Here is a 24,136-nt window from a genome sequence, read left to right as displayed (position 1 = left end):
ATCTACTTTCGCCAGTAGAGTATGAAAAACGACATCAAGAACGGCTAGGAAGTGTCTAGATTATTGGTGTCGATTCAGATGTCCGTCAGCTCACGAGCTAGAGTGTTTTGGTTATAGAATCCCATCTCTTTCATTTGCTGGATTTTATGGCCAATACGCTTATGTCTCTCCTGCCAACGTAACGCTTCATTCTGATTAATGTTGAGGTTTTCACAATCTCGCCCGACACAGCTTGATGGCTCAAATAAGTGATTCATACTGCACTTAAAACCCGCAAAGCATCGACCAAAGCCCGTTGACTTATTTGCACCTTGGGTATCCTTGGCAAGCTGCTCAAATTGTTCATCGGTAAATACTTTTGGGTCACCCTCAAACGCCTTCATGAACCCACCTGATTGCTCTTCTGGGTGGTCAATCATGTCTCGCAAATAAGCCTTATGACTTTCCATTTCTGCGTCTTCCACGGATTTTTTTATATTGCCAGGGTTCTCTATACCCAATAACGTTAATACCTCGGCATGACTGGCATATATCGCAGTCATGGCTAGACTGATATGCTTAAACTGATGCTTCAATGCAGCGAGTGTAACCAAACCATTACCCACCATAAAGTGGGCAAAGGTACGTCTTAATGAGTGCGTTGAGAAACGCCAATAAAACAAGCCATCTTCTCGTAACTCAATCGGATTGTAATGGGCAGGTACGAAAGGATTAAGTAGCCGGTATGCATCATCCATCTGGTCGGGGAGGTATCTAATATCAAGCTGATTTGAGTAGTAATATAGGAGGTGACGAAGTTTATTGGTGTTTAACACAGAACTGTCAATTTGCTTGGAAATGTTATCAGTCCAACCACCAAAACCATAGAAGCTAAAACGTGGCGTCATTTTTATATCACCTTTTTCAGAGCGATAGTCATCATTTAATGCCGTTAAAACTTCGAGTGCTAGTTTACAGATAGGGGCACAGGCCCACGTGTCTTCTCTTGGCAGCTTTTCTAATTTGCTTGTCCATGAGCGAAGAGTACATAACGTCACGCCATCAAGGTCAACCTCCTTATACGAGGACGAATTAATTTGTGTTAACTCGCTGATACGCATTCCAGTAAAGGCCGCTAAGGTCATAAAACAACCCCCCTGTATTACCCTGAACTCATCGATAGCTTGTCGCTCTGTTATTTTGTGCTTTCTAGCATAAGTCTTTACATTGCTAAGGTCTTTTAACTTATGGTGAGCCGTTTCTATATCTTTCACCAATCGCCCCATTAGTTGTTCATAAATCACGGGAATAATGGTGGGATAATGGCCTGTACCTGCGCTGGAATACTGCTTGGCAATTTGTGGGACGCTTTTTCTTTCGGGTAATCCCAGGCTAAAGCGCCTATTATTTGGGAAGTGTTGGTTGGTTTGCGTAAGTACGCTCAGTGATTCTAATCGCATTCTTACTGTATGTTCACTGAGATTCTTTGATTCATGAAGCAGTTGATTGAATACCAGTTCATTACTTAATAATGCAAAGCTTCCCACAGAGGTGCTTTTATATACTCTCAAAGCAGAGCCTGCCGTCCAAGCAATTACTTGACATTGCCTGAATTTTCGGAAGGTGTCGCCTTCCATACAAAGTAAATTACCCTTTGCACCCCAAATCAAAAAATAGATGCGCTGCTTCAATTCAATGAGCAGTGTAGGTTGATGTTTTTCGGGGGTAAAATTTATCTGATACAGGCTTTTTCTGTCCCTGGTGAGATTAAAAAACGCATTGAAATCCCATATATCTTCACTAAAATAAGAAACGGGATTGCCGTCCTTATCAATACTCACCACGGTATTGTCACCCGGCATGACGAACTTGCTTGATGTGCTTGGCGTAGGTAGAGCGTACTGTTCAAATTTATCTGTATCGAGACTGACGTTATACATTACTTACCCTCTGAATAAATCCATAATTGAGTTTTCATCCCATAACGGGTGACACTCCCGCTCTAACAGCTTCATTGCCGCCTTTAGATGGGATTTCTTGAATCGAGCTTTGAGCGCATTTATATCTGCTTTGACTTCACCAAAATTGGTAATGAAATGCTCAATGTTCTGATGCGCCAACATCGCTTCATTAAGTCGCATCTCGAAGCTCAATAAGCGCCAAATATCATGCGGGTCATCAACTACCCCAAAGTTTGTGCAAGCAAAGCACTTCACAACAAAGCCGCACCCTAAGCCACCCTTATCTTCATCAGAAAGTACGCCGCTTTTCTCTACGCTTTTTTGAAATTCCTTTTTCTGTGGGGTATCTTCACCCTTACAAAACCCACCGTTTAAATTTTTAACAACCGCCTGCTCTGCGTCATGCTCTTTTAATGCTTTCCAACTGGCCTGAGAAATAACTTCTCCTGTTGCTAACTTAGCTCTAGCTACAGCGACAATCGTTCCGCCAGTGGGGTTATTGCCCATATGATGCAGAGCAGTTAAACCAAGCGCTAGTTGACTTCTGGCTTCACCTTTAGAGACTTTGCCATACTTGGAACTGTCATATGTTCCAGGAGCGTTACGAGTATTCGTAGCCGCTTTGTCTCGCCCCAATTTTTGCTCTGCATACTGTTTTATAGAGGACTTCAAAAGATTGGTATTCAGACTAAAATCAGGGTTATCCCTCAACAACTCCTTAATACGCTTAGAGTTTTTCGGTAAATAGTCTTTAGCATAAGTTTGCAGGTTTGCTGCCGATGGCGCATTTCCATTTGCCTTTCTAAACAGGTAGTGCATATCCAATCCCAGTGATAGGGAATGTGATTTTGAGAGCTTGAGGTGCGAGTCAAAAAAGTGCTTACAGGACGCTCTTGGTGTAAATAAGCGTAAATTAACGCTAGTTCCGCGGGTCTTGAATCCTTCGATACTGAGTCGGCCTGCTGTGGTTTTTTTGCACACCCACTCATCGTCCAGAAACATGCTCAGGGTTTCGGTTTGACCTGTCCCTAAGTAGTAAATGGTCAAATACACCGCATTATTAATTAGTCTATCAAACGCGAGATTTCTTTGAGCTGCCGACAGTGATTCATCATTGTAACGCTTTAGCAAGGTTTCTCTGTCAGTCAATAATGCAAAGGCGATCGATCGTAGTTGCTTAGCGGTATAATTGTCCGAGTCCAATGCGGCTGAATTTGTTTTGAGGTTGCGAGCTTGCTTCGGGATACTACCAAAACCAAACTTTTTGCAGATGGAACTAAGATTCGAACCTAAGTGACCTAACGTTGTAGGACTAATGGGGGCGGCGTATAACCCCTCTCTCTTACTTGCCATTGAAAGGTAAGTTGCATGGATGTATGTGGTGCAAGTCTCTGGTGAAAATTCAACCTTAGATTTACCACCTTGTGCATTAAACGCATGTCTTAAAACCTTGCGGACGCACTTAAAATGTGCCACCTTCGATGATTCACGCCACCCAGACTGCTCAAATTTAGAAATAAGTAACCGAATATGATCTTTTGCGGCATACGTTATAAGCTGTTTAAAGTCACAGGTTGAATTGCCACCACAGCTGTTATTCCAAACATATTTCCACTTTGTTATAGTGGTTAGTGTGTTATCCGTAACCATTTCATTTGTGGGTATTGAGCGGTAAGCACGAGCGTTTTGCTTGCTGTCTTCTGGAGTAATGTCTGTCACGATAGTGCTTCATCCTCTAGCAAGTTCATGGTGATTTCAGGCACTTGATTCTTTTCAGGGTTGCCCTCGTAGTGTTTTAAATACAACATTGTTGTATTTAAATCTTTGTGCCCCATTTCGTTCTTAAGCATGGTTAGCGCTTGCATCATCGTCAGTCCGTCAATGTTTGCCAACGACTCGAGTTTGTAGGCCCCAAACGTTGCTCTACAGTCGTGCTCCTTGTGTTTGAAATGTGGATTGCTGCTTTCCTGTATGGCCGCTCTCAGCTTCGCCCACTGAGTATTGATGCTCTGAGTGGTGAACATGTCACCATCTTTATTGATAAATCCAGGAGCATCCACATCTCCGGTATTCATGAAGTACAACCGCTTCCTTTTAAGATAACGAGCGCTTAGATGGTACTCATTCATCTTTTCTATCAACCAGACTGGCATGGATATTTGTCGGTTAATGTCGTACTTAGTCTTGCATTCATGATCAGGCCCAATCCAAATCCCCGTCAGGGTTTTACCTGTAAACCCTTTTGGAATGGCAAAATGCTTTGGTTTTAAATGGGTTATTTCAATAGAACGAAGGCCGGAGCAAAGGGCTACGGATATCATCAAGCGAAACTCTAACGACAAACCATTACTGTGCCAATTATCACGAACGTGTTTAAGGTCTAGGTCGTTTAATGGCTGTAAATTAGTGTCTCTTGACTGACTGCGGATAGAGCAATCAGTAATGACTTGACCATACTTTGTTGTGCCAGTTACAACGAAAGGCAAGTCCGATATGTAACCATGCCTATAACAGAAAAGATAGAATCGCCTAACTACCGACAAGGCTGCGACAGCAACAGAACGTTTTATACTTCCATTTTCTATCTCACTATTCAAAAAGGCTCGATAAAGAAAGATGGGGTAGCGCTTTAACTCTTCGTTTTGGTCATTCCAAGATAAGTTGTTGGCTTGCAAGAATCGGTAATAACGTAACAGGTGAAAACATGTAGGCTTAATGTCTTTAATGTCTTCTACAATGCGACGGTCCATTATGAATGCATTCGGTTCAAAGACTGGCTCACCATCATTGGTGAACAGCATAAGCACACCTTTAAATGGCATTGGCTTATTAACACTGAAAGAGATTGGTTCTTGTTCGGCATCAATTGAAACAGAACCTATGTCGATAGTATCCTCTGTTTCAATGAGGTGGTAGAAATGTTCCATATTTGCCAACTCTACATAATCTAACTTTTAATGTAGATGTTAATCTGAATTCGTCAAATATGGTTTTTTAGATGTCAGTCTAATTATAACTATTGAAGGTGTTAGTTGAATGTAAAAAAGCCCGACCAAATTGGTCGGGCAAGAGGGCTTAGTTAAGCACCTAACGACAGAAACTGTCTAACCAATGATGGCCTTCATGTCAGTCATGTAGCCACGCAGGGTTTTACCAATTATCTCTACACCATGAGAACGTATTTCGTCGTTTACCTCGGCAAGACGACGGTTCTCCACCTGATTGGAAGACACATTCAGGCCTTTTCCTATCACGCTGGTATCGATTTCAGGCATAAACTTTTCTCTCAGCAGCGGCACGGCCGCATTGGCAAACAGGTAGTTTCCGTATTCTGCCGTATCTGAGATAACCACGTTCATTTCGTATAAACGCTTACGTGCAATAGTGTTTGAGATGAGTGGCGTTTCATGCAGCGACTCATAATAAGCCGACTCCGGTAAAATGCCCGCTTCAACCATGACGTCAAACGCCACTTCTACACCGCACTTAATCATGGCAACGAGTAAAATACCGTTGTCGAAAAATTCCTGCTCGCTGATTTCACCGTCATACTGCGGTGCGTTTTCAAAACCGCTTTCGCCGGTCTCTTCACGCCATTTCAGCAAGTTAGCGTCACCGTTTGCCCAGTCTTCCATCATAGTGCGCGAGAATTCGCCGCTGATGATATCGTCCTGGTGTTTTTCAAACAGAGGGCGTAACAGTGATTCCAGCTCTTTAGAAAGCTCATACGCTTTTAGCTTGGCCGGGTTGGATAAGCGATCCATCATGTTCGCCACACCACCAATTTTCAGCGCTTCGGTGATGGTCTCTAATCCATATTGGATAAGTGCGGCAGCGTAGCCCGCATCAATGCCATCATCGACCATTTTCTCGTAAGCCAGGATCGCGGCAGCTTGTTGCATTCCACATAAAATGGTTTGCTCGCCCATCAAGTCCGACTTCACCTCGGCAACAAATGACGATGCAAGTACACCTGCTCTGTCACCACCGGTTGCGCTGGCCAGTGCTTTGGCGATATCCCAGCCTTTGCCTTCCGGATCGTTTTCCGGGTGAACGGCAATCAGTGTCGGAACGCCAAAACCACGTTTGTATTCTTCACGCACTTCCGTACCCGGACACTTCGGTGCACACATCACCACAGTAATATCACTGCGAATTTGCTGCCCTTCTTCCACAATATTGAAACCGTGGGAATAGCCCAGTGTTGCGCCTTGTTTCATCAGCGGCATTACCGCTTCAACCACGCTGGCGTGTTGTTTATCTGGTGTCAGGTTATAAACCAGGTCGGCGTCAGGGATTAACTCCTGATATGTACCTACTGTAAACCCGTTTTCTGAAGCACGTTTAAACGAATCGCGCTTTTCATCGATAGCGGCCTGACGTAACGCATACGCTACGTTCAACCCAGAGTCACGCATGTTCAGGCCCTGATTCAGACCCTGCGCGCCGCATCCTACGATGACAATTTTTTTGCCTTTCAGATACTGACATCCATCAGTAAATTCATCGCGTGCCATAAACCGGCAGCGGCCCAGCTGATCCAACTGCTGGCGTAATGAAAGGGTATTGAAATAATTAGCCATAAATATTTCCGAACAACATTCTTTTCGTCATTATCCACTGCCCCAATGGCGGTGAATGACCTCGTCTATGACGACTTGTTGTGAAGACTAGTTGATTTCTTTTGTTTTGAAAAATGATATATTTGCAAGATAATGTTGCAAAAAGTGAAACGTAATGGATTTTCGAAGCCTGCAGTTGTTTACGCATCTGGCCACCAGTCTGCATTTTGGTGATACCGCGAAGGCAATGTATGTCTCGCCTTCTACGCTGAGCCGCGTTATTCAGCGGCTGGAAGACGAACTGGGTTGTGTCCTGTTCAAGCGGGATAACCGCAAGGTTGCACTCACTCACAGCGGACACAAGCTACTTGGTTTTAGTGCGCAGGCGCTGACCGACTGGCAACAATTAAAAGCGGATCTGCAGGAAGACAGTGACATATTGCAGGGCGAAATCAGTCTGTTTTGCTCGGTGACCGCAAGCCAGAGCCATCTGCCGCGCATTCTTCGGGAGTTTCGACAGCGTTATCCCGGCGTGGACATTCGGCTGGTCACCGGCGATCCGGCACTGGCCATTGATGAGGTAAGGCAACAGGAGTGCGATCTTTCCATCGCTATTCACACTCCCGACTTTGCTACTGACTTACATTTTGCACCGCTAGATGCCGTACCGCTGGTATTGATTGCGCCCAAAGAGTGGCGACTGACTCAGCTCAGTCAGCTGGACTGGAGAAAGCATCAGGTGGTGATGCCCGAGCATGGCCCCACGCGTCGTATTGCCTATCACTGGTTTGCTGAGCACGGCATTCGTCCGAATGTATATGCCTCTGTCGGGGGAAATGAAGCTATTGTGAGTATGGTGGCGCTGGAGTGTGGTGTGGGCTTTGTGCCTAAAGTGGTACTGGATCACTCCACGCTGGTCAGTAGCGTGACCCAAATTCAGGTGGATGATATCGAGCCTTACGAACTGGGCTTGTGCTGTTTACAGTCGCGCCAGCAAGAGCCGTTGATCAGTGCGTTTCTTCATACTCCGCTTAACTGATTAATTAACGTATCCAGCGCCCGGTAACCCAGCGCCTCAGCAAGGTGGGCACGGGTTACCGCGTCATCGTTATCCAAATCTGCCAGCGTCCGGGCGACTTTCAGTGTGCGGTGAAACGTACGCATCGACAGTTTCAGTGATTCTGCCGCGTGTTGCACAAAACTCAGATCACTGGCGGAGAGTTTGCAGTGCTCTGCCAGCTCGCCGCTGCCAAGCGCGGCATTGGTTTTACCCTGTCTTTCCTGTTGTTTTGCTCTGGCCTGCCATACCGCCTCACGGGCTGCAATTTGCGAGTCTTGCCGGGCGTCGGGTTTCGGGCTGTTTAATACAAACGATTTCAGTCTGGGCACTTCAATCTGAATATCAATACGGTCAAGTAAAGGCCCGGACAGGCGGTTAAGGTAGCGAAGTTGTTGTTGCGGTGTACATCGGTTGTCATCGGTATCGCCGGTGGGGCTTGGGTTCATGGCTGCCAGTAACTGAAAGCGTGCGGGAAAACAAACCTGCGCACTGGCGCGTGAGATATGCACATCACCGGTTTCTAATGGCTCACGCAATACGTCCAGTGTACGTCTGCCAAACTCCGGAAGCTCGTCAAGAAACAGTACGCCGCAATGCGCTAATGAGACCTCGCCAGGTGTAGGCTGTGTGCCTCCGCCAATCAGGGCTGCTGTCGATGCCGTATGGTGTGGGCTGCGAAAGGGGCGTTGATAAAACCCTTGCTGGACTACCGGTTCACCTTTCACAGACCGGATTGCCGCCACGGCCATCGCTTCGTCCTGATCCAGTGGTGGCAGTAACCCCAGCAGGCGGCTGGCAAGCAAGCTCTTGCCGGTGCCAGGGGGGCCAAGCATAAGAAGATTATGACCGCCAGCTGCTGCAACCATCAATGCGCGCTTCGCCTGTTCCTGACCTACAATATCGTCCCACTGCAACAGGGTGGCGTCTGCACCAGCCCTACTGCGCCAAATCTGTCCGGTTGCCAGCGGAACATCCCCAGTAAGATGGTGAAATACATCCAGCAGCGTGGTTGCCGGAAAGCGTCGTACTCCCTCTACCAGCTGGGCTTCTGCATCGTTTGCAGCGGGCAAAATAACCTCATTTTGATTCTCGTCGCACGCCAGTAATACCGGAATAATGCCCTTAACCGGTTTGAGCTCACCGTTCAGGCCCAGCTCACCAACAAACGCAAAGCGAGACAGGCTCGTTGGCGGTAGCACGCCGCAAGCGACTAATACGCCAATGGCAATGGGCAGGTCATAGCGGCCTCCAGCTTTGGGGATTTCAGCCGGAGCAAGGTTTACCGTGATGCGTTTAGCCGGAAATTCAAAGCCGCTGTTTATCAGAGCAGACCGGACTCGTTCACGGGCTTCTTTGACACTGGTTTCAGCCATGCCGACTAATTGAAATGCGGGCAACCCGTTAGCAAGATGGATTTCAACCGTTATCTGTGGCGCAGACATACCCTGTCCGGCAAACGTGATAACTGACGCTACACTCATACCTGTCTTCCTGACAAAAATCAGAGTGTAGTTCGGTCTCATAGCGACTGAATACTGTCCACAAGCACAGAATGCGATGATGCTGGCAATTCACCGCGAGCGAGCTTCCCGGACAGGGAACTGGTTAGGATTAGGGCGTTGCCCCTGACTACAAAAAGACGCGCTACGGTGCCGGGAGAAGGTGCGAAACCAGCCTTACTGCGGCGGACTACCGGGCTTGCTGAATCACAACAGACGTATCCGCACAGGATTTAGTGATGAAGTCGAGCTTTCAGTGTGCTCACAGGGCAAAAGTACGCAAAAGCCTTTCTGGCAACATATACCCACACAAACGGAAAGAAAAACAACTGCCAGAATGTAGTAATTAATAAAGCTCTGAGTTTAGGCTGTTGCAGGCGCTCGGCGAGGTAAAGTGCCGCCCACAGAAAAAAAGCATAATGCGCGAGAATGAAAGGGTAGGCATCCCGGATGTTGATAGTCTGTTCCATTAGGCTCCCTGCGTTGTCTTTGCGCTGGCCAGAAGCTGATTATTGATGCAGCGTTGTTGCGCTGCATACCCATAGCCACTGGAGTTGATAAACAAGCTCCGGGTATCAGCATAATCACTATCGGAACTGAAGTCGAATTTATACCAATCCGCATAGGAGTTTACCCTCTCAGAGTGCTCCCTGAGGGCTAGTCGAAAAACGACTTAGATCACGACGCGTTCTCTGAGGCATAGTCATTCTATGTCCAGAGGACGCAACACAGATGTAAGTCGTTCTGGCCACTCCCTTAGGGCAACTCCCTAAGGGCGAGCTGTCAGACTTTCGGGCGTTGTTATGCTTGCTTGATTTGGAACCACCAAACCTGCGCAACCAAGCCTAGCCAGAAAGCCTGACAGTCTTGCTGAGTGGGCAAACTCCTATGCGGATTGGTATTACGTCGTCTCACTTCGAAATACCGGCAATTGCCAGTGCCAGCGCATGGCGCCCAGACGCATCAGCACCGTAACGCTAAGGGAAATGATGCCGCACCACTGAGTCGCCAGGCCAAAGTAATGACACACGGCATACACGAAGCCGCCGACAATGCAGGTCATGGCGTAGAGCTCACCGTTTAATACCAGCGGTACCTCGCGGCAAATCACATCCCGCAATAAGCCACCAAATACACCGGTAATGGTGCCCATCGCAATGGCTACCGCCATGCCGCCATCGTTAGCCAGGGTTTTTTCAATACCAACAACATTAAATAATGCTAAGCCAAAGGCATCAGCAATGAGCAGGTAGTGAAATGGGAAGCGCGGGCTGATGCGAAGCCAGATCACCGGGATAAACGCAGCAATCATGGTGGTGTAAAGGTAGTCGGTGTCGGCAACCCAGAATACCGGTAAGTCGAGCATAACATCGCGCAATGTACCGCCACCAATGGCTGTGACGCTGGCCAGCACAATCACACCAAAGCCATCCATGCGTTTCTGATAGGCCATTAGTGTTCCTGAAATCGCGCAGACCGCAACGCCTGCCAGGTTCAGCCAATGAAACCAATCAATCATAGTTACTCCTTCGCGTGATGATGAGGAAAGCACAAAGCGGCCTTCTTATCTGCAAATTACTTGATTCCGGAAGGAGTTTCATGCTATTTCTTTGCGCAAATACTCGGTAATCGGTCAGCCAGCCAGTTACCGGGCGGGGTTACCCAAAGGGAAAGCCCTCTCCGAACTACATTCTTTCTCAGGCCTTCGCGGCCCGTCATTGCAGCAGCCGTTGCTGCCCTCTTCTGTCGTGCCGACGAGAAGACGAGCGTTTGTGTGCCTTTTTCATCTGATCGATAGCAAAAGTGTACATATAACTGTCCATTTGCCAGATACGCCGCACCGCTAGTTGGGCGCTGCTGTCCGGTCATGTATTATTCGTCTCAGACATTTGTCTTGGTATTTATTTGTCGTGCATCTCGCGCGTCACAAGGGTTATGGCCCGCAATAAGAAGGATTAAAACATGGCTAAGCAACCTGCTGAATTTATCTGGTTTAACGGTGAAATCATTCCGTGGAAAGACGCTACAGTGCACGTGATGACCCACGCTATCCACTACGGCTCTTCCGTATTCGAAGGGGTGCGCGCGTACAACACACCAGATAAAGGCACCTGCGTATTTCGTCTGCAAGAGCACAATCGTCGTCTGTTTGACTCAGCAAAAATCTATCGTATGACCATCCCGTACACGCTGGATCAAATCAACGAGGCAACGCTGGACATCATTCGTAAGAACAACCTGAAGTCAGCGTATATCCGCCCTATCGCCTATTATGGTGATATCGGTATGGGTCTGCAGGTACCGTTTGGCACGGAAACCGAAGTGACTATTGCCGCATTCGAGTGGGGCGCGTATTTGGGCGAAGAGGCGATTAAGAACGGCGTGGACGCCGGTATTTCGTCGTGGAACCGACTTGCCGCTAACACCATGCCAACCGGCGCAAAAGCCGGTGGTAACTACCTGTCTTCACAGCTTATTTCTATGGAAGCCCGTCGTCATGGTTATGGCGAAGGGATCGCGCTGGACCGCAATGGTTACATCAGTGAAGGGGCGGGTGAAAATATCTTTGTTATCCGCAACGGTGTTGTCAGCACTACCCCGAAAACGGCGGCGATTCTGCCAGGCATTACCCGTGATACCTGTATCACACTGTTAAAAGACATGGGCTATGAAATCCGCGAAGAAAATATTCCTCGTGAAGCCATGTATCTGGCAGATGAAATTTTCATGTGTGGTACTGCCGCAGAAGTGACGCCGGTGCGCAGTGTGGATGGCATTGCGGTGGGTAACGGTGGCCGCGGTCCAATCACCGAGCAGGTTCAGGATATGTTCTTCGGCCTGTTCAACGGCAAAACCGAAGATAAATGGAACTGGTTAACCCCGGTTTACAAGTAATTTAAAACATCAGGAGCAATTATGCCCAAGTTACGATCTGCAACCACTACGCAAGGGAGAAATATGGCGGGTGCCCGTGCCCTATGGCGCGCTACCGGCATGAAGGACAACGATTTCGGCAAACCGATTATTGCTGTTGCTAACTCTTTTACGCAGTTCGTGCCCGGGCATGTGCACTTAAAAGACATGGGACAGCTGGTCGCCCGCAGTATTGAAGACGCGGGCGGCGTGGCCAAAGAATTTAATACCATCGCCGTGGACGATGGTATTGCGATGGGCCACAGCGGCATGCTGTACAGCCTGCCGTCCCGTGAAATTATCGCTGACTCTGTCGAGTATATGGCCAATGCACACTGCGCCGATGCATTGGTGTGTATTTCCAACTGCGACAAGATCACGCCGGGAATGCTGATGGCCGCGATGCGCCTGAACATTCCGGTGGTGTTTGTGTCCGGTGGGCCGATGGAGGCAGGAAAAACCAAACTCTCTGACAAACTTATCAAGCTGGACCTGGTAGACGCCATGGTCGCGGCGGCGGATGACAAGGTCAGTGACGACGACTCTAATGAAATTGAACGTTCCGCATGCCCCACCTGCGGTTCCTGTTCCGGCATGTTCACGGCCAACTCGATGAACTGCCTGACCGAGGCGCTTGGCCTGTCGTTACCGGGTAATGGTTCGATGCTGGCTACCCACGCCGATCGGGAAGGCCTGTTTAAACAGGCCGGCAAGTTAGTGGTGGAGCTGTGTAAACGTTGGTACGGCGATGATGATGCCTCTGCGCTGCCGCGTAATATTGCCAACTTTAAAGCGTTTGAGAACGCCATGAGCCTGGACATTGCGATGGGCGGCTCGACTAACACCATACTTCACTTACTGGCTGCGGCGATGGAGGGCGAAGTGCCCTTCTCAATGGCCGATATTGACCGTTTATCCCGCAAGGTGCCCCACTTGTGTAAAGTTGCACCGGCAACACCACAGTACCATATGGAAGACGTGCATCGTGCTGGCGGTGTGATGGGTATTTTGAATGAATTAAACAAAGCCGGGCTGTTACACGATGACGTTCCTCATGTATTAAACGGCACCATTGGTGAGGTGATCAGTCAGTGGGACATCACCAAGCCAGGCAATGAGACTGCGGACACGTTTTATCGTGCTGGCCCGGCAGGTATTCGTACTACCCAGGCATTCAGCCAGGATTGTCGCTGGCCTGATTCCGATACGGACCGTCAAAATGGCTGCATCCGAAGCATCGAGCACGCGTTTAGCCAGGAAGGCGGATTGGCGGTGCTATACGGTAACCTCGCGGTGGATGGCTGTATTGTCAAAACGGCGGGTGTCGATGAGTCGATTTTAAAATTTACCGGCAAGGCGCGTATTTATGAAAGTCAGGATGACGCGGTGGCGGGCATCCTGGGTGATGAAGTGAAAGAAGGCGATGCCGTCATCATCCGCTATGAAGGGCCGCGCGGCGGGCCGGGTATGCAGGAAATGCTGTATCCGACCTCCTACCTGAAATCAAAAGGCTTAGGCAAAGCCTGTGCGCTTATCACCGACGGACGCTTTTCCGGCGGTACCAGCGGACTGTCGATTGGTCACTGTTCACCAGAGGCTGCCAGTGGGGGCGGTATCGGTCTGGTGGAAGATGGCGATCCTATTGAAATTGATATTCCTAATCGCGCTATCAACATTGCCATCAGCGATGCCGAGCTGGCTGCTCGCCGTGAAGCCATGGAGCGCAGCGAACGCCCGTGGCGTCCGAAAGATCGTCAGCGTGAAGTGTCATTGTCGTTAAAAACCTTTGCAATGCTGGCAACCAGTGCGGACAAAGGCGCGGTGAGAGATGCCTCCAAGCTGGAGGACATATGACGGTCAGCGACCACGAGTATTTAAAAAAGATTTTACTGGCGCCGGTTTACGATGTGGCAGTAAACAGCGAGTTGTCGCTGATGTCGCGCTTATCCGGCGAGCTGGGAAACGAGATATTTCTTAAACGTGAAGACCAGCAGCCAGTCAAATCGTTTAAATTGCGCGGCGCATATAACCGGTTGTCTTCGCTTACCGACGCGCAGCAACAAGCCGGAGTGATTGCCGCCTCAGCCGGGAACCATGCACAGGGGCTCGCCTACGGTGCACACATGAAAGGCATTCAGGCTACGATAGTGATGCCCGAAACCACGCCGGATATCAAAATCGACGCAGTGCGTCGCTTTGGCGGTAAGCATGTGAATGTGGTATTGCATGGCACCAGCTTTGATCAGGCCAGCGGCCATGCAAAGGCGCTGTGTGAGGAACACGGCTACACGTTTGTTCCGCCCTTTGACGATCCGGACGTGATTGCCGGTCAGGGCACGGTGGCGCGTGAGCTACTGGAGCAGAATCCCAATCTGGACATTCTGTTTGTTGCCGTAGGTGGTGGTGGACTGGCTGCCGGTATCGCGGTTTATTTAAAGCAGCTTAAACCTTCCATCCGGATTGTTGCCGTGGAGTCGGAAGAATCAGCATGTTTCGCTGCAGCCAAAGCCGCCGGCGAACCTGTGCCACTCTCCAGTGTGGGAATATTTGCCGATGGTGTCGCCGTCAAAGTCATGGGCAGTGAAACGTTCCGGCTGTGCAATAAGCTGGTGGATGAGATCATCACTGTTTCCAACGACGAAATATGCGGGGCAATTAAAGATATCTTCGATGACACCCGCGTGATTGCTGAGCCTGCTGGTGCCCTTTCTGTTGCAGGCATTCGCAAGTATGTGAAGGACAATGAGGTTAAAGGTAAGAAATTAGGTGGCATACTGTGTGGTGCAAACATCAATTTTCACACCTTACGGTATGTGTCAGAGCGCTGTGAGCTTGGCGAGCAGAAAGAAGCGGTGTTTGCGGTTAAGATCCCGGAGCGTCAGGGCGCGTTTAAACGCTTCTGCGAAACTATTGGCGGCAAAGCCATCACGGAATTTAACTACCGGTTTGCCAACGAAAGTGAGGCGCATATCTTTGTTGGCATTAAGCTCAAAGGTGGTCAGCAGGAGTTTGCGGCGTTAAGCGAACAACTCAAAGGTGAAGGGTACGACTGCTTTAACCTGTCAGACAACGAGCTGGCAAAGCTTCATGTCAGACACATGGTAGGCGGCCGTCCGCCGACGATCCTCAACGAAGAAGTGTTTTCATTCGAATTCCCGGAACATCCCGGCGCACTGCTGAATTTCTTGAATACGTTAGGGGAGCGCTGGAATATTACCTTGTTCCACTATCGCAATCACGGTGCTGCAGAAGGGTTAGTGCTGGCCGGCTTCGATATCCCTCCAGAAAGCCGTGAAGACTTTAATCAGCATGTAGCCGAACTGGGTTACCAGTATCAGGATGTATCGGATAATCCGGCCTACCGGTTCTTTTTATCGCACCAGTAGGGCCAGATGCTGCAGCCGGCTCCGCCCGTTTTTGTGCTACGGTGGTGCGACAGGACAGTGAAACGGTAGTCCGTTTCACTGACGTTTAGCCGATATCAAGCGTGCGGGGTTTCGTGATTCCCGTGCAGGAAGCAGTTACCGCGCTTTTTTTATCGCCTGAAAAACGTCCTTGCGGGTGAAAATCTGAATGTTGTCCAGATACTCGGCCGGTGCAGGGGTGCCACCGGTGACGTAGATGGTGTCACCGAGTCGCGTAGCGGCGCTGTGACGCGCAGCGGTGAATCCCAGCTCAATTTCTTTCCACTTATCTGTTGTAAAGTCATACACCAGCGTTTTATTTTGGTTCTCGTAATCCCCGAAGGTAATTACCTTATTCTCCATCACCACCGCGGAATGGGCGCTAACCTGTTCAGGCATCGGCGAAAGCGAAGACCAGGTCTCTTCGCCCGGAAGATACTTGTCCATAGAAGACAGCCCGTTACGGCCATCGTAACCGCCTACCGTGTAAATCGCCTGTTCGTACACCACAGCTTCGGTCTCTTTACCTGCAGGCATGGGCGGGCCAAGAGACCAAGCATCATCGGCGATATCGTAGATGGCGACAATATCGCTGCGCTTCATGCGGTTGGTTTCCCAGTCTTTATAGTTGCCACCGAACACATAGATTTTGCCATCGATGTGCACTGCCGTATTGCTGCGGGTGGGAAATGGCAGCGGAGCGACGGTGGTGACTTCGCGGGTTTGGGTGTTAAATACTTCCACATCGCTTTCCCAGCGCACATTGCCGTCACGTTCGCTCAGTCCGCCAATAAGGTAAATTGCGTGTTTGCCATCCCAGACGGCTGAGAGATGCGCTCTGGGGATCACATGATTGCGCAGCACCTGCACTGAGCGGGTTTTCGGGTCAATAATCTCAATACTGCCACTGGTGCCATTTTTGACCGCGCCGCCAAACACATACAGCTGACGGTCATCTGCGACAAACCCATGCCCCGCGCGTGGAATTTCCAGTGAAAAGGTGTTGGCGGTGTAGGTGCGCGGTGGTGCCGGTTTAGAAGTACACCCGCTGATGATGATCGCGGTAAGTGTAAACGCTACTGCAATAAGACGAGATGGTAAGGTTCGATGTAACTGCATGGGTATCCTTTCTCCTTATGGTGTACCGAAAGTTACGAAAAGGCCTGACTTCCCGGTACCATTACCCGTGGTGCATGAAACGTGCCTTTACGAACGGGCTACTCCTGTTGTACTGAATATGCGCAGCCAAGGCTCACAGCGTAATGATGTTTACCCGCTCTGAGGTTGTCAGGGTCCTGAGTTCTCTGCAGGCAACTACGTAAAAATCGCTGTCAGCATGGGAAGGCTTACCGATGTTGGCTGATGTCAGGTCCCGCTACGCCGACATCAACCAATTTTGCATTGCACAACCCGGCTGGACTGAGGCCAGCCTTCGCGAGGCTGCGTTAATTTACATGCAGGGGTACGTTTTCCAAATGCTGCGCAATCTCAGGCCAGACCAACAGCATCACGTCCTGGCGCAGTGCCGCACACTCTTCAGAATACCGCAGACTGCCATCGGGGGCGCTGTTCAGCCAGTGATTCTCGCGCAAGGCTGAAATGAAACTGGAGAGCACGTTTTTATCATAAAACTCAGGGGAATTAAGCCCGTACAGCGTGGAGAGGCGTTCTGCAACCTGACGGCTGGTACGCTCAAGATCGCTGCGACTGATTTCACGCTCTTTTTCCAGAATGGTAAGCACTACCGCATAACGTTGAAACGTTTCCTGCATACAGCGGCTCAATAGCCAGGCAGAGTGGAATTTCTTACACTGTGCATCCGGAGGCATCACCCTGCTTTCCTGTTCTTGTAGCAGACCAATATCAACCATCTGTGTGATTAATTCGTCAGTGTAAGCGAGAGCCTGATCCTGCGTTTTGTACATAAACAATTCTTTTTGCAGCAGCGGATAAAGCGCCGCCACCAATTGCAAGACCGTACTTCTCTGGGCCCCTTTATGGGCAAAGATCGAAGCCATTATCAGGCCAGGAAGCGCAAACAAATGCAGAATGTTATTGCGGTAATAGGTCAGATAAACCGCTGAATTTGCCTGTGGACGAATGAGTTTCCCGTACTCGTCATGCTCTATCTCAAAGCGCTTGAGGCGGAGTGTTTCCTGCAACATCTCACGCGCGGTCAGGTCAGGCACAGTGGCGTCATTGCTGAACGGCGCCTGACGCATCAGCTTAAGAAAATCGTCCAGAGACTGATACAGTTCGTCTTCACTCATGGTGTAGGTTTTAGACGACAGCATACACAGTGATGTCAGCGCCATACCATTGATAGCGGCGGTGCGGTTAATAGACTCCATCACCTGACCTGCCAGCGTATTTACCGCCGGCGTCAGCCAGGCTGGCTTTTTCTCAGGTTCGGCGTCACGACAATCACGCCAGTGCGGTACGTGCTTTTCCAGAAACTGATTGAGCTGCAGCGGCTCACCGAAGTTGACATAGCCGTGGCCATAATTCTTCAGTTTACGAATGGCGGAGAATACCTGCCAGTTAGATTCTTTCTTCTTGGATGTGCCTTTGAGTTCTTTCAGATAACTCTTCACTTCCATCACGTTTTCGTAACCGATATAAACCGGCACGATGCTTACCGGGCGGTTAATGCCTCTAACCATGGCTTGCAGTGTCATGGCGAGCATGCCGGTTTTCGGAGGGATCAGTCTTCCTGTACGGCTACGGCCGCCTTCCGGATAATATTTTACCGAATACCCTTTGTTGAACAGTAGCTCCAGATATTCGCGGAACACGGCGGTGTAAAGTTTATTACCGCCAAAGCTACGGCGAAGGAAAAACGCGCCGCCGCGACGAAAAATCTTACCTACAGGCCAGAAGTTCAGGTTGATGCCGGCAGCAATGTGGGGAGTGACCATGCCTTCATGGTAAATCACGTAAGTCAGTAGCAGGTAATCCATGTGGCTGCGGTGGCAGGGAACATAGATGATTTCATGGCCGTTACTGGCAAGCTCCCGGATACGCTCGGCATGTCCGACACTGATGCCATTGTATATTTTGTTCCAGATGCGTGTGAGTAGCCGGTCGCCAAAGCGGATGAGCCCTTCGCGATAATCCGCCGCAATTTCCGTGACATACTCTCTGGCGCGGGCCTTGGCTTCTTCGTGGGTGATCTTCTTTGTTCTGATTTCTTCAGCCATCGCACGGCGAACCGCATCAGAGCCCAGCAAGGCGTTATTCAGCTCCTGCCTTTCTAGCAAGGTGGGGCCTGTCATGCCCTGACGCTTTCTGTGAAAGTGAGTGCTTGCTACCCTCAAAAGCTTTTGAGCAATGTGCTTATCGCTGCCATGCTGATTTGACATGGCACGGGCCGATACGGCTTTACTGTAGCTGATGAAGTTATCTCTGCCCAAAAACAACACGATAAACAACTTTCGCAGCCAGCTTGGTGCAGCGCGGTCAGCGATCAGGTCACCCAGTCCAGGCTTGCCTTTGCCAGGTGCTCTTCCCCAGGAGACAAAAACCGGTACTACCTGAAGATCGAGTTCTCCATGATCGCGGTGAACGTGGAATAAATCGGTGAACGTATCTTCGATATCCGTGCCGGACGCTTTAGAGCGAAAGATGGGCTGGGTTTTACGCAGGAAAAGACTTCCCGGGAAATCTTTTTCTGCCATTGTCACTGAGTCGGTCGGGCTGGGCAGCCCCAATGCCTTCGTGGACATGCGTAAGGCCAGCTGATCAGTAACAGAGTTGGTAGGCAGCAAATAGATAATGGGTTTGCTTTTATCAATGCCGAGCTCGGTCTCCACATTGACGGGAATGCTGTGGGCTCGTACCAGCCATTTAACGGGATAATGAAAAACGGACAACAGCGTTTTGCGCATCCACGACATGAAATACAATTTCCTATGAAACTAAAACCGGCGAAGTGTACCACATGTCAGGAACGGATCCTGTAACTCACGAGCCGATGGTTAACGATCAGTAATATCGGGTCAGACGTTTCTCGAATATCGCATCGCGACATCGCACCGGGAATAAGCGCCGCCGTAGGTGTCCATAATGGCGCTATCGTGTCTGAATCCCAGCTTTTCATATAAATGAATAGCCGCTTCACACCGCTTATTGGTTAACAGAAACAACGCATTAAACGCGATAGTCGGTGCCTTGGTTAGTACGTGGCGAAGTAGCGCTTCGCCCACTTTTTTTCCCCGTGCGGAGGCAGAAACGCCCATTTTGGTTAACTCAAATACACCATCTGCTTTCTTCATCAACGCGCAGGTGCCGACTATCTCTCCAGCGTCATCGGCTACAAACCAAATGTAACCGCCCCGGTTAATAATGAAGGTTTGGGGATCACCTATCACCTGCTCATCGATAGGTTCAAGCACGAACATGGCTTCGATCCACTCCCGGTTTATCCGTTCAAAGTCTGTCGCCAGTGAGGGCGAGAAATCTAAAAATTGCATGGCGTTCTTTTTCAGTAGTAAGCAGTAATTTACAAAAAAGCAGCACGCGAGACGGCGGTGCTGCCTTCGAATTTTCTGACTTTTGAAAATATACACCAAAAAAAGCCAACGCTATCAGGCTTTTGTTACGCATTAATACAGGTAAGGCCTCTGAGCGACGTAAACCACTGGCATACTGTCGAACTGCGTTTGTCGGTTAGTTTCCACGGGAGCGCGTCACCACATAGCCTGACAGTGAGAGCAGCGCGGTTGCTACACTTCCCCATATCCAGTCTATCCACGTCATCTGCCACGGCCATTGTCCAATGATCGAGTAGGCGGTGAGGTTATAAGTACCGTATGCCGTGGCCCCAAGCGCAGCGCCGCGGGCAAGTGCGCCGGACATACTGGCAGACGGTGATATCGCCAGAAAAACCACTGCCGCACCGTAGAGCAAATAGAACGTTACCCATGGCCAGGTAATAAACGCATCGCGAAGCAGGGGCGCAAATGCGCTCATGTACCACTCGTTGGCAATGACGCCCAGCCATAAGCCGTCGAGAATGGCAAAAGCCAGCAGTACCGTTATGTAGGCAATTAATGCCGATTTTATCGATTTCATGTCAGTTGATACCGCATTGACACCATACTGGATTCAAATCCTGCAGATTTATAGGCGCTGATAGCAGAATGATTGGCCGCAAAGACATCGAGACGAAGCTCATCCATACCATTCTCTCTGGCCCATTCTCCGAGAAACCCGAGAATAGACTTTGCCACACCATTACGGCGATATTGCGGCAGCGAATACATGAATCCCACATAGCCATGATGCGGATTTTTATAATAGTGACGCGATGCCCGCTGTTGCACGTAGCCTGAGCCCACTACCTTGCCGTCATATTCGGCAACGGCAACCAGCGCAAGCGATGACTCAATCAGTGCTGCAATGTCGTAGTAGGTGTAGTCCTCTTCTTTGCGTCCCGGTATAAAAGGGGCTTCGGTTCGAACAATATCGCGCTGAAACTGGTTCAATACAGTTATATCCTGCTGACTGGCAGGACGGCAGGTAATACTCATCATCAGCCTGTTTTCTCATATGGTGTTATGCACAAAAACGTATGTGCCGGGAAAACCGGTATTGCTTTTCTTTTCATTCCGGCCTTGGTTGCGATTGATGCGTTGCCCCGTCGCGTATCGTTTTGTACAGAATTTTAAGCAAAAGCGATTACAGGGCGCGCAGTACGCAGAGAGTGTATACATTTTTTTAACATCACGCTTATGATATCCACTTGCGCCATTGAGGCCTGATACGCATGGTTTAAGGTACGGATACCTAGCTATTGGTAAATTCCTCTATGAAAAAACGGTATCTCTTTCTGGCCCTGTCGCTGACCTTAGGCGCATGTGGTCAAACCCAGCAATCTGTGCAGAGCGACGACCAGACACAGCCTGATTATCTTAATATGCAACTTAGCATTGATGAGCGCGTAGCCGATCTGGTTGCTCGCATGACCATTGATGAAAAAATCGCGCAAATGTATAACGATGCGCCGGCCATCGAGCGTTTGGGCGTGCCTGCCTATGACTATTGGAACGAGGCGCTTCATGGTGTTGCACGTGCCGGCAAAGCCACGGTGTTCCCTCAGGCTATTGGCATGGCCGCGATGTGGGACGGGCCGTTGCTGCACGATATCGCTACCGCTATTTCCGATGAGGGCCGTGCCAAACACCATTTCTTCGCTGACAACGATGCCCGGTATCGCTACACCGGTCTGACCTTCTGGTCACCGAACATCAACATTTTCCGGGATCCCCGCTGGGGACGTGGACAGGAAACCTACGGTGAGGATCCCTATCTTACCGGCGAGCTGGGCGTACAGTTTATCGAAGGTCTTCAGGGGGATGATCCGAACTATCTGAAAACCGCGGCTACGGCGAAGCACTTTGCTGTGCACAACGGGCCAGAAATTAGCCGTCATTCAGACAACTACGTGGTGTCAGATAAAGATCTCTACGAAACCTACCTGCCGGCATTTGAAAAAGCCGTAGTAGAAGCGGATGTGGAAGCCGTAATGTGTGCGTATAACCGCGTCAACGACCTGCCCGCCTGCGGTAGCGATATGCTGCTGAAAGATATTCTGCGCGGCAAGTATCAGTTCGATGGCCACGTCATGTCAGATTGCGGTGCGATTGCCGACTTTTATGATCCGGACGCTCACGGGGTCGTGAAAGCGCCGGCCGTAGCTGCCGCCTGGGCCGTAACCAGTGGAACTGACTTAAACTGTGGTACCGGACGCCTGAGCACCTTCGCCAATCTGCACTTCGCGCTGCAAAAAGGTCTGATTTCAGAGGCATTAATCGACCAGGCTGTTTCCCGACTGTTTAAAACCCGCTTTAAGCTGGGCATGTTTGACGATCCTGAAAGCGTAAAATATGCGGCGATCCCAATGGATGTGGTGGGCTCGGACGACCATCTCGCTCTGACCCAACGCGCATCAGAAAAATCCTTGGTGTTGCTTAAAAATAATGGTGTTCTGCCGTTAAAGCCAGGCATCAGGGTTGCGGTTATCGGACCGAACGCCAATAACGAAGACGTGTTGCTGGGTAACTACAATGGTTTGCCAATCGCGCCGGTAACACCGCTTCACGCCATTAAGGACTATCTTGGCGAGGACAATGTCAGCTATGCGCCCGGTAGTCCGATCATTGCGGACATTTATGGTCACTATGAACCGCTGGATGCCGCTGTGTTGTCGCACGATAAGGGTGGTGCACAACAGCCCGGTCTTGTAGGGCGTTACTATCGTGTCGAGCGCGAACCTGTCACCGATTTTACCGATGTATCAGCAAGCGGAAAGCGGGTAGGTCAGCCGGTTAAAACCCGCGTTGATGAAACCATCGACTTTTACTGGGAGCGTTCACCCATAGATGACAAGGTGCTGAGCGAGTTCGGCGTGGTCTGGGAAGGAAATCTGACGCCGGAAACCTCGGGTGAATATCGCTTCAGCGATGATGCCACTGTCTATATTGATGACAGTGAAGTCGATGGCACTGTCACACTTGAGGCTGGTAAGAGATATGCGTTCAGGGCTGAGCGCTTGTTTCTCAAAAATCCCTGGGGCAATACCATACCCAATATCCGTTTAAGCTGGCTGAATACGTCTGCAGACCTGCAGCAGGAAGCGCTGGACGTCATTGAAAATGCCGAGGTGATCCTGGTGATGGCGGGTATTTCTCCGCGTATTGAAGGTGAGGAAATGCCGGTGAAGCTGGATGGTTTCAACTATGGTGATCGCACCGACATTGACCTTCCGGATGTACAGCAACAGCTTATTCAGAAACTGGAAGCTACCGGTAAACCGGTGGTGCTGGTGAATTTCAGCGGTAGCGCCATGGCGCTGAACTGGGAAAATGAAAATCTGGATGCCATCGTGCAGGCATTCTACCCCGGAGAAAAGGCCGGTACCGCTATTGCCAGAGTGTTGTGGGGCGAAGCCAATCCATCTGGACGCCTGCCGGTAACGTTTTATCGTAATCTGGACGGGTTTGCTGACTTTGATGATTACGATATGACAAACCGCACATACCGTTATTTCGATGGCGAAGTCCTCTACCCCTTCGGTTATGGCCTGAGCTACAGTGATTTTCGTTACTCTGCGCTAAGCGCGCCTGCGTCTCATAACAGCGCGCAGCCGCTTACGCTGGAAGTGGATATCAGTAACAGCAGCGACACGGATGGGGAAGAAGTTACTCAGGTGTATTTTTCTATGCCTGATGCCCCTGTGAACACGCCGAGAAGAGAGCTTAAAGGCTTTACCCGCACCGCGATCAGCGCCGGAGAAAAGCAAACTGTCGCCATTACGGTAGATGCTGATGAGCTTACTTATATTGACGAGCAGGGTAACAAGCAGCCTTACACAGGGAAGCTGGTGGTCAGTGTGGGTAGCGGGCAGCCGAATTACTTGTCGGAAAATCAGTACCAGCAGGCCGAGGTGGTTCTGCAATAGCTCCTACGCTTAAGAAAATACGTCCCTGTGATCAGGGGATTCCCAGCCACCGCTTTTATCAATATCGCGGTGGCTTTTCTTTTCTGCGCCATTAAGGCTTACATACCCATTTGTAGTTAAAACCATCAGTAACAGCCCACAGACCAATGACCTTGGTGTCTGGTTATACAAGCGCCGCATATGCGTGAGCGCTTTTCTGCCAAAATTAAGCAGGCTACGGCGATGTGAATAACTATGGTTACTGAGGCAGGCCCTCTATACTGGATGAAGGGAATAACGTCAGCAACTATCCAAATG

Annotated in this window: 17 protein-coding genes; 5 read left to right on the top strand and 12 right to left on the bottom strand. The window is 49.8% G+C overall.

Annotated features, from left to right (window positions below; all coding sequences use genetic code 11):
• Window positions 1-74: 74 nt before the first annotated feature.
• From JKP77_RS07410 to ilvC, 4 genes are all read right to left on the bottom strand, one after another.
• Window positions 75-1,919: a site-specific integrase gene (locus JKP77_RS07410; protein WP_246601118.1), complete on the bottom strand. Its 1,845-nt coding sequence runs from the start codon at window positions 1,917-1,919 to the stop codon at window positions 75-77.
• A 3-nt stretch (window positions 1,920-1,922) separates the two neighbouring features.
• Window positions 1,923-3,659, bottom strand: coding sequence for a hypothetical protein (locus tag JKP77_RS07405; protein WP_218310537.1), 1,737 nt, complete (start codon window positions 3,657-3,659; stop codon window positions 1,923-1,925).
• Entirely contained in the window at window positions 3,656-4,867 is a 1,212-nt protein-coding gene (locus JKP77_RS07400; protein WP_218310536.1) for a site-specific integrase, read from the bottom strand. The genes JKP77_RS07405 and JKP77_RS07400 overlap by 4 nt, the downstream gene beginning before the upstream one ends.
• Window positions 4,868-5,044: 177 nt before the next feature.
• Entirely contained in the window at window positions 5,045-6,523 is a 1,479-nt protein-coding gene (ilvC, locus tag JKP77_RS07395) for a ketol-acid reductoisomerase (protein ID WP_218310535.1), read from the bottom strand.
• A gap of 154 nt (window positions 6,524-6,677) precedes the next feature.
• Here ilvC and ilvY point away from each other — a divergent pair, with 154 nt between their 5' ends.
• Entirely contained in the window at window positions 6,678-7,541 is an 864-nt protein-coding gene (gene ilvY, locus JKP77_RS07390) for an HTH-type transcriptional activator IlvY (RefSeq protein WP_218310534.1), read from the top strand.
• On the opposite strand, the gene JKP77_RS07385 is transcribed toward ilvY, so the two are convergent.
• From JKP77_RS07385 to JKP77_RS07375, 3 genes are all read right to left on the bottom strand, one after another.
• Window positions 7,523-9,043: a YifB family Mg chelatase-like AAA ATPase gene (locus JKP77_RS07385; protein WP_218310533.1), complete on the bottom strand. Its 1,521-nt coding sequence runs from the start codon at window positions 9,041-9,043 to the stop codon at window positions 7,523-7,525. The genes ilvY and JKP77_RS07385 overlap by 19 nt on opposite strands.
• Before the next feature lie 251 nt (window positions 9,044-9,294).
• The gene (locus tag JKP77_RS07380; RefSeq protein WP_218310532.1) at window positions 9,295-9,531 is read right to left on the bottom strand and encodes a hypothetical protein; all 237 of its coding nucleotides are present in this window, start codon (window positions 9,529-9,531) and stop codon (window positions 9,295-9,297) included.
• Window positions 9,532-9,962: 431 nt separating this feature from the next.
• On the bottom strand, window positions 9,963-10,580 hold the full coding sequence (locus JKP77_RS07375; protein WP_218310531.1) for a trimeric intracellular cation channel family protein: 618 nt from the start codon (window positions 10,578-10,580) through the stop codon (window positions 9,963-9,965).
• A 443-nt stretch (window positions 10,581-11,023) separates the two neighbouring features.
• Between JKP77_RS07375 and JKP77_RS07370 the strand changes: the two genes are divergently transcribed.
• From JKP77_RS07370 to ilvA, 3 genes are read left to right on the top strand one after another with little or no spacing between them, the layout of a single operon-like run.
• Window positions 11,024-11,956: a branched-chain amino acid transaminase gene (locus JKP77_RS07370; RefSeq protein WP_218310530.1), complete on the top strand. Its 933-nt coding sequence runs from the start codon at window positions 11,024-11,026 to the stop codon at window positions 11,954-11,956.
• Window positions 11,957-11,977: 21 nt separating this feature from the next.
• Window positions 11,978-13,828 (top strand): dihydroxy-acid dehydratase, encoded by a 1,851-nt coding sequence (gene ilvD, locus JKP77_RS07365; RefSeq protein ID WP_218310529.1) that lies wholly within the window; start codon window positions 11,978-11,980, stop codon window positions 13,826-13,828.
• Window positions 13,825-15,360 carry a threonine ammonia-lyase, biosynthetic gene (ilvA, locus tag JKP77_RS07360; RefSeq protein ID WP_218310528.1) on the top strand — a complete coding sequence of 512 codons (1,536 nt, stop codon included), beginning with the start codon at window positions 13,825-13,827 and terminating at the stop codon, window positions 15,358-15,360. Before ilvD ends, ilvA begins: the two co-directional genes overlap by 4 nt.
• Window positions 15,361-15,495: 135 nt before the next feature.
• Here the strand turns inward: ilvA and JKP77_RS07355 are convergent, their stop codons facing one another.
• From JKP77_RS07355 to JKP77_RS07335, 5 genes are all read right to left on the bottom strand, one after another.
• Window positions 15,496-16,497 carry a Kelch repeat-containing protein gene (locus JKP77_RS07355; RefSeq protein WP_218310527.1) on the bottom strand — a complete coding sequence of 334 codons (1,002 nt, stop codon included), beginning with the start codon at window positions 16,495-16,497 and terminating at the stop codon, window positions 15,496-15,498.
• Window positions 16,498-16,823: 326 nt separating this feature from the next.
• Window positions 16,824-19,274: a glycerol-3-phosphate 1-O-acyltransferase PlsB gene (gene plsB / locus JKP77_RS07350; RefSeq protein WP_218310526.1), complete on the bottom strand. Its 2,451-nt coding sequence runs from the start codon at window positions 19,272-19,274 to the stop codon at window positions 16,824-16,826.
• A 102-nt stretch (window positions 19,275-19,376) separates the two neighbouring features.
• A complete protein-coding gene (locus JKP77_RS07345) occupies window positions 19,377-19,850 on the bottom strand; it encodes a GNAT family N-acetyltransferase (RefSeq protein WP_246601117.1) in 474 nt (157 codons plus the stop codon).
• A 196-nt stretch (window positions 19,851-20,046) separates the two neighbouring features.
• Entirely contained in the window at window positions 20,047-20,451 is a 405-nt protein-coding gene (locus JKP77_RS07340; RefSeq protein ID WP_218310525.1) for a DUF2177 family protein, read from the bottom strand.
• Window positions 20,448-20,912: a GNAT family N-acetyltransferase gene (locus JKP77_RS07335; RefSeq protein ID WP_218310524.1), complete on the bottom strand. Its 465-nt coding sequence runs from the start codon at window positions 20,910-20,912 to the stop codon at window positions 20,448-20,450. The genes JKP77_RS07340 and JKP77_RS07335 overlap by 4 nt, the downstream gene beginning before the upstream one ends.
• 275 nt (window positions 20,913-21,187) lie before the next feature.
• On the opposite strand from JKP77_RS07335, the gene JKP77_RS07330 reads away from it, so the two are divergent.
• Window positions 21,188-23,839 carry a glycoside hydrolase family 3 C-terminal domain-containing protein gene (locus JKP77_RS07330; protein WP_218310523.1) on the top strand — a complete coding sequence of 884 codons (2,652 nt, stop codon included), beginning with the start codon at window positions 21,188-21,190 and terminating at the stop codon, window positions 23,837-23,839.
• Window positions 23,840-24,136 lie beyond the last annotated feature (297 nt).

It is taken from the genome of Alteromonas antoniana, assembly GCF_019249295.1.
GTDB lineage: Bacteria > Pseudomonadota > Gammaproteobacteria > Enterobacterales > Alteromonadaceae > Alteromonas > Alteromonas antoniana.
This window is presented reverse-complemented; position numbering and strand designations above follow the sequence as displayed.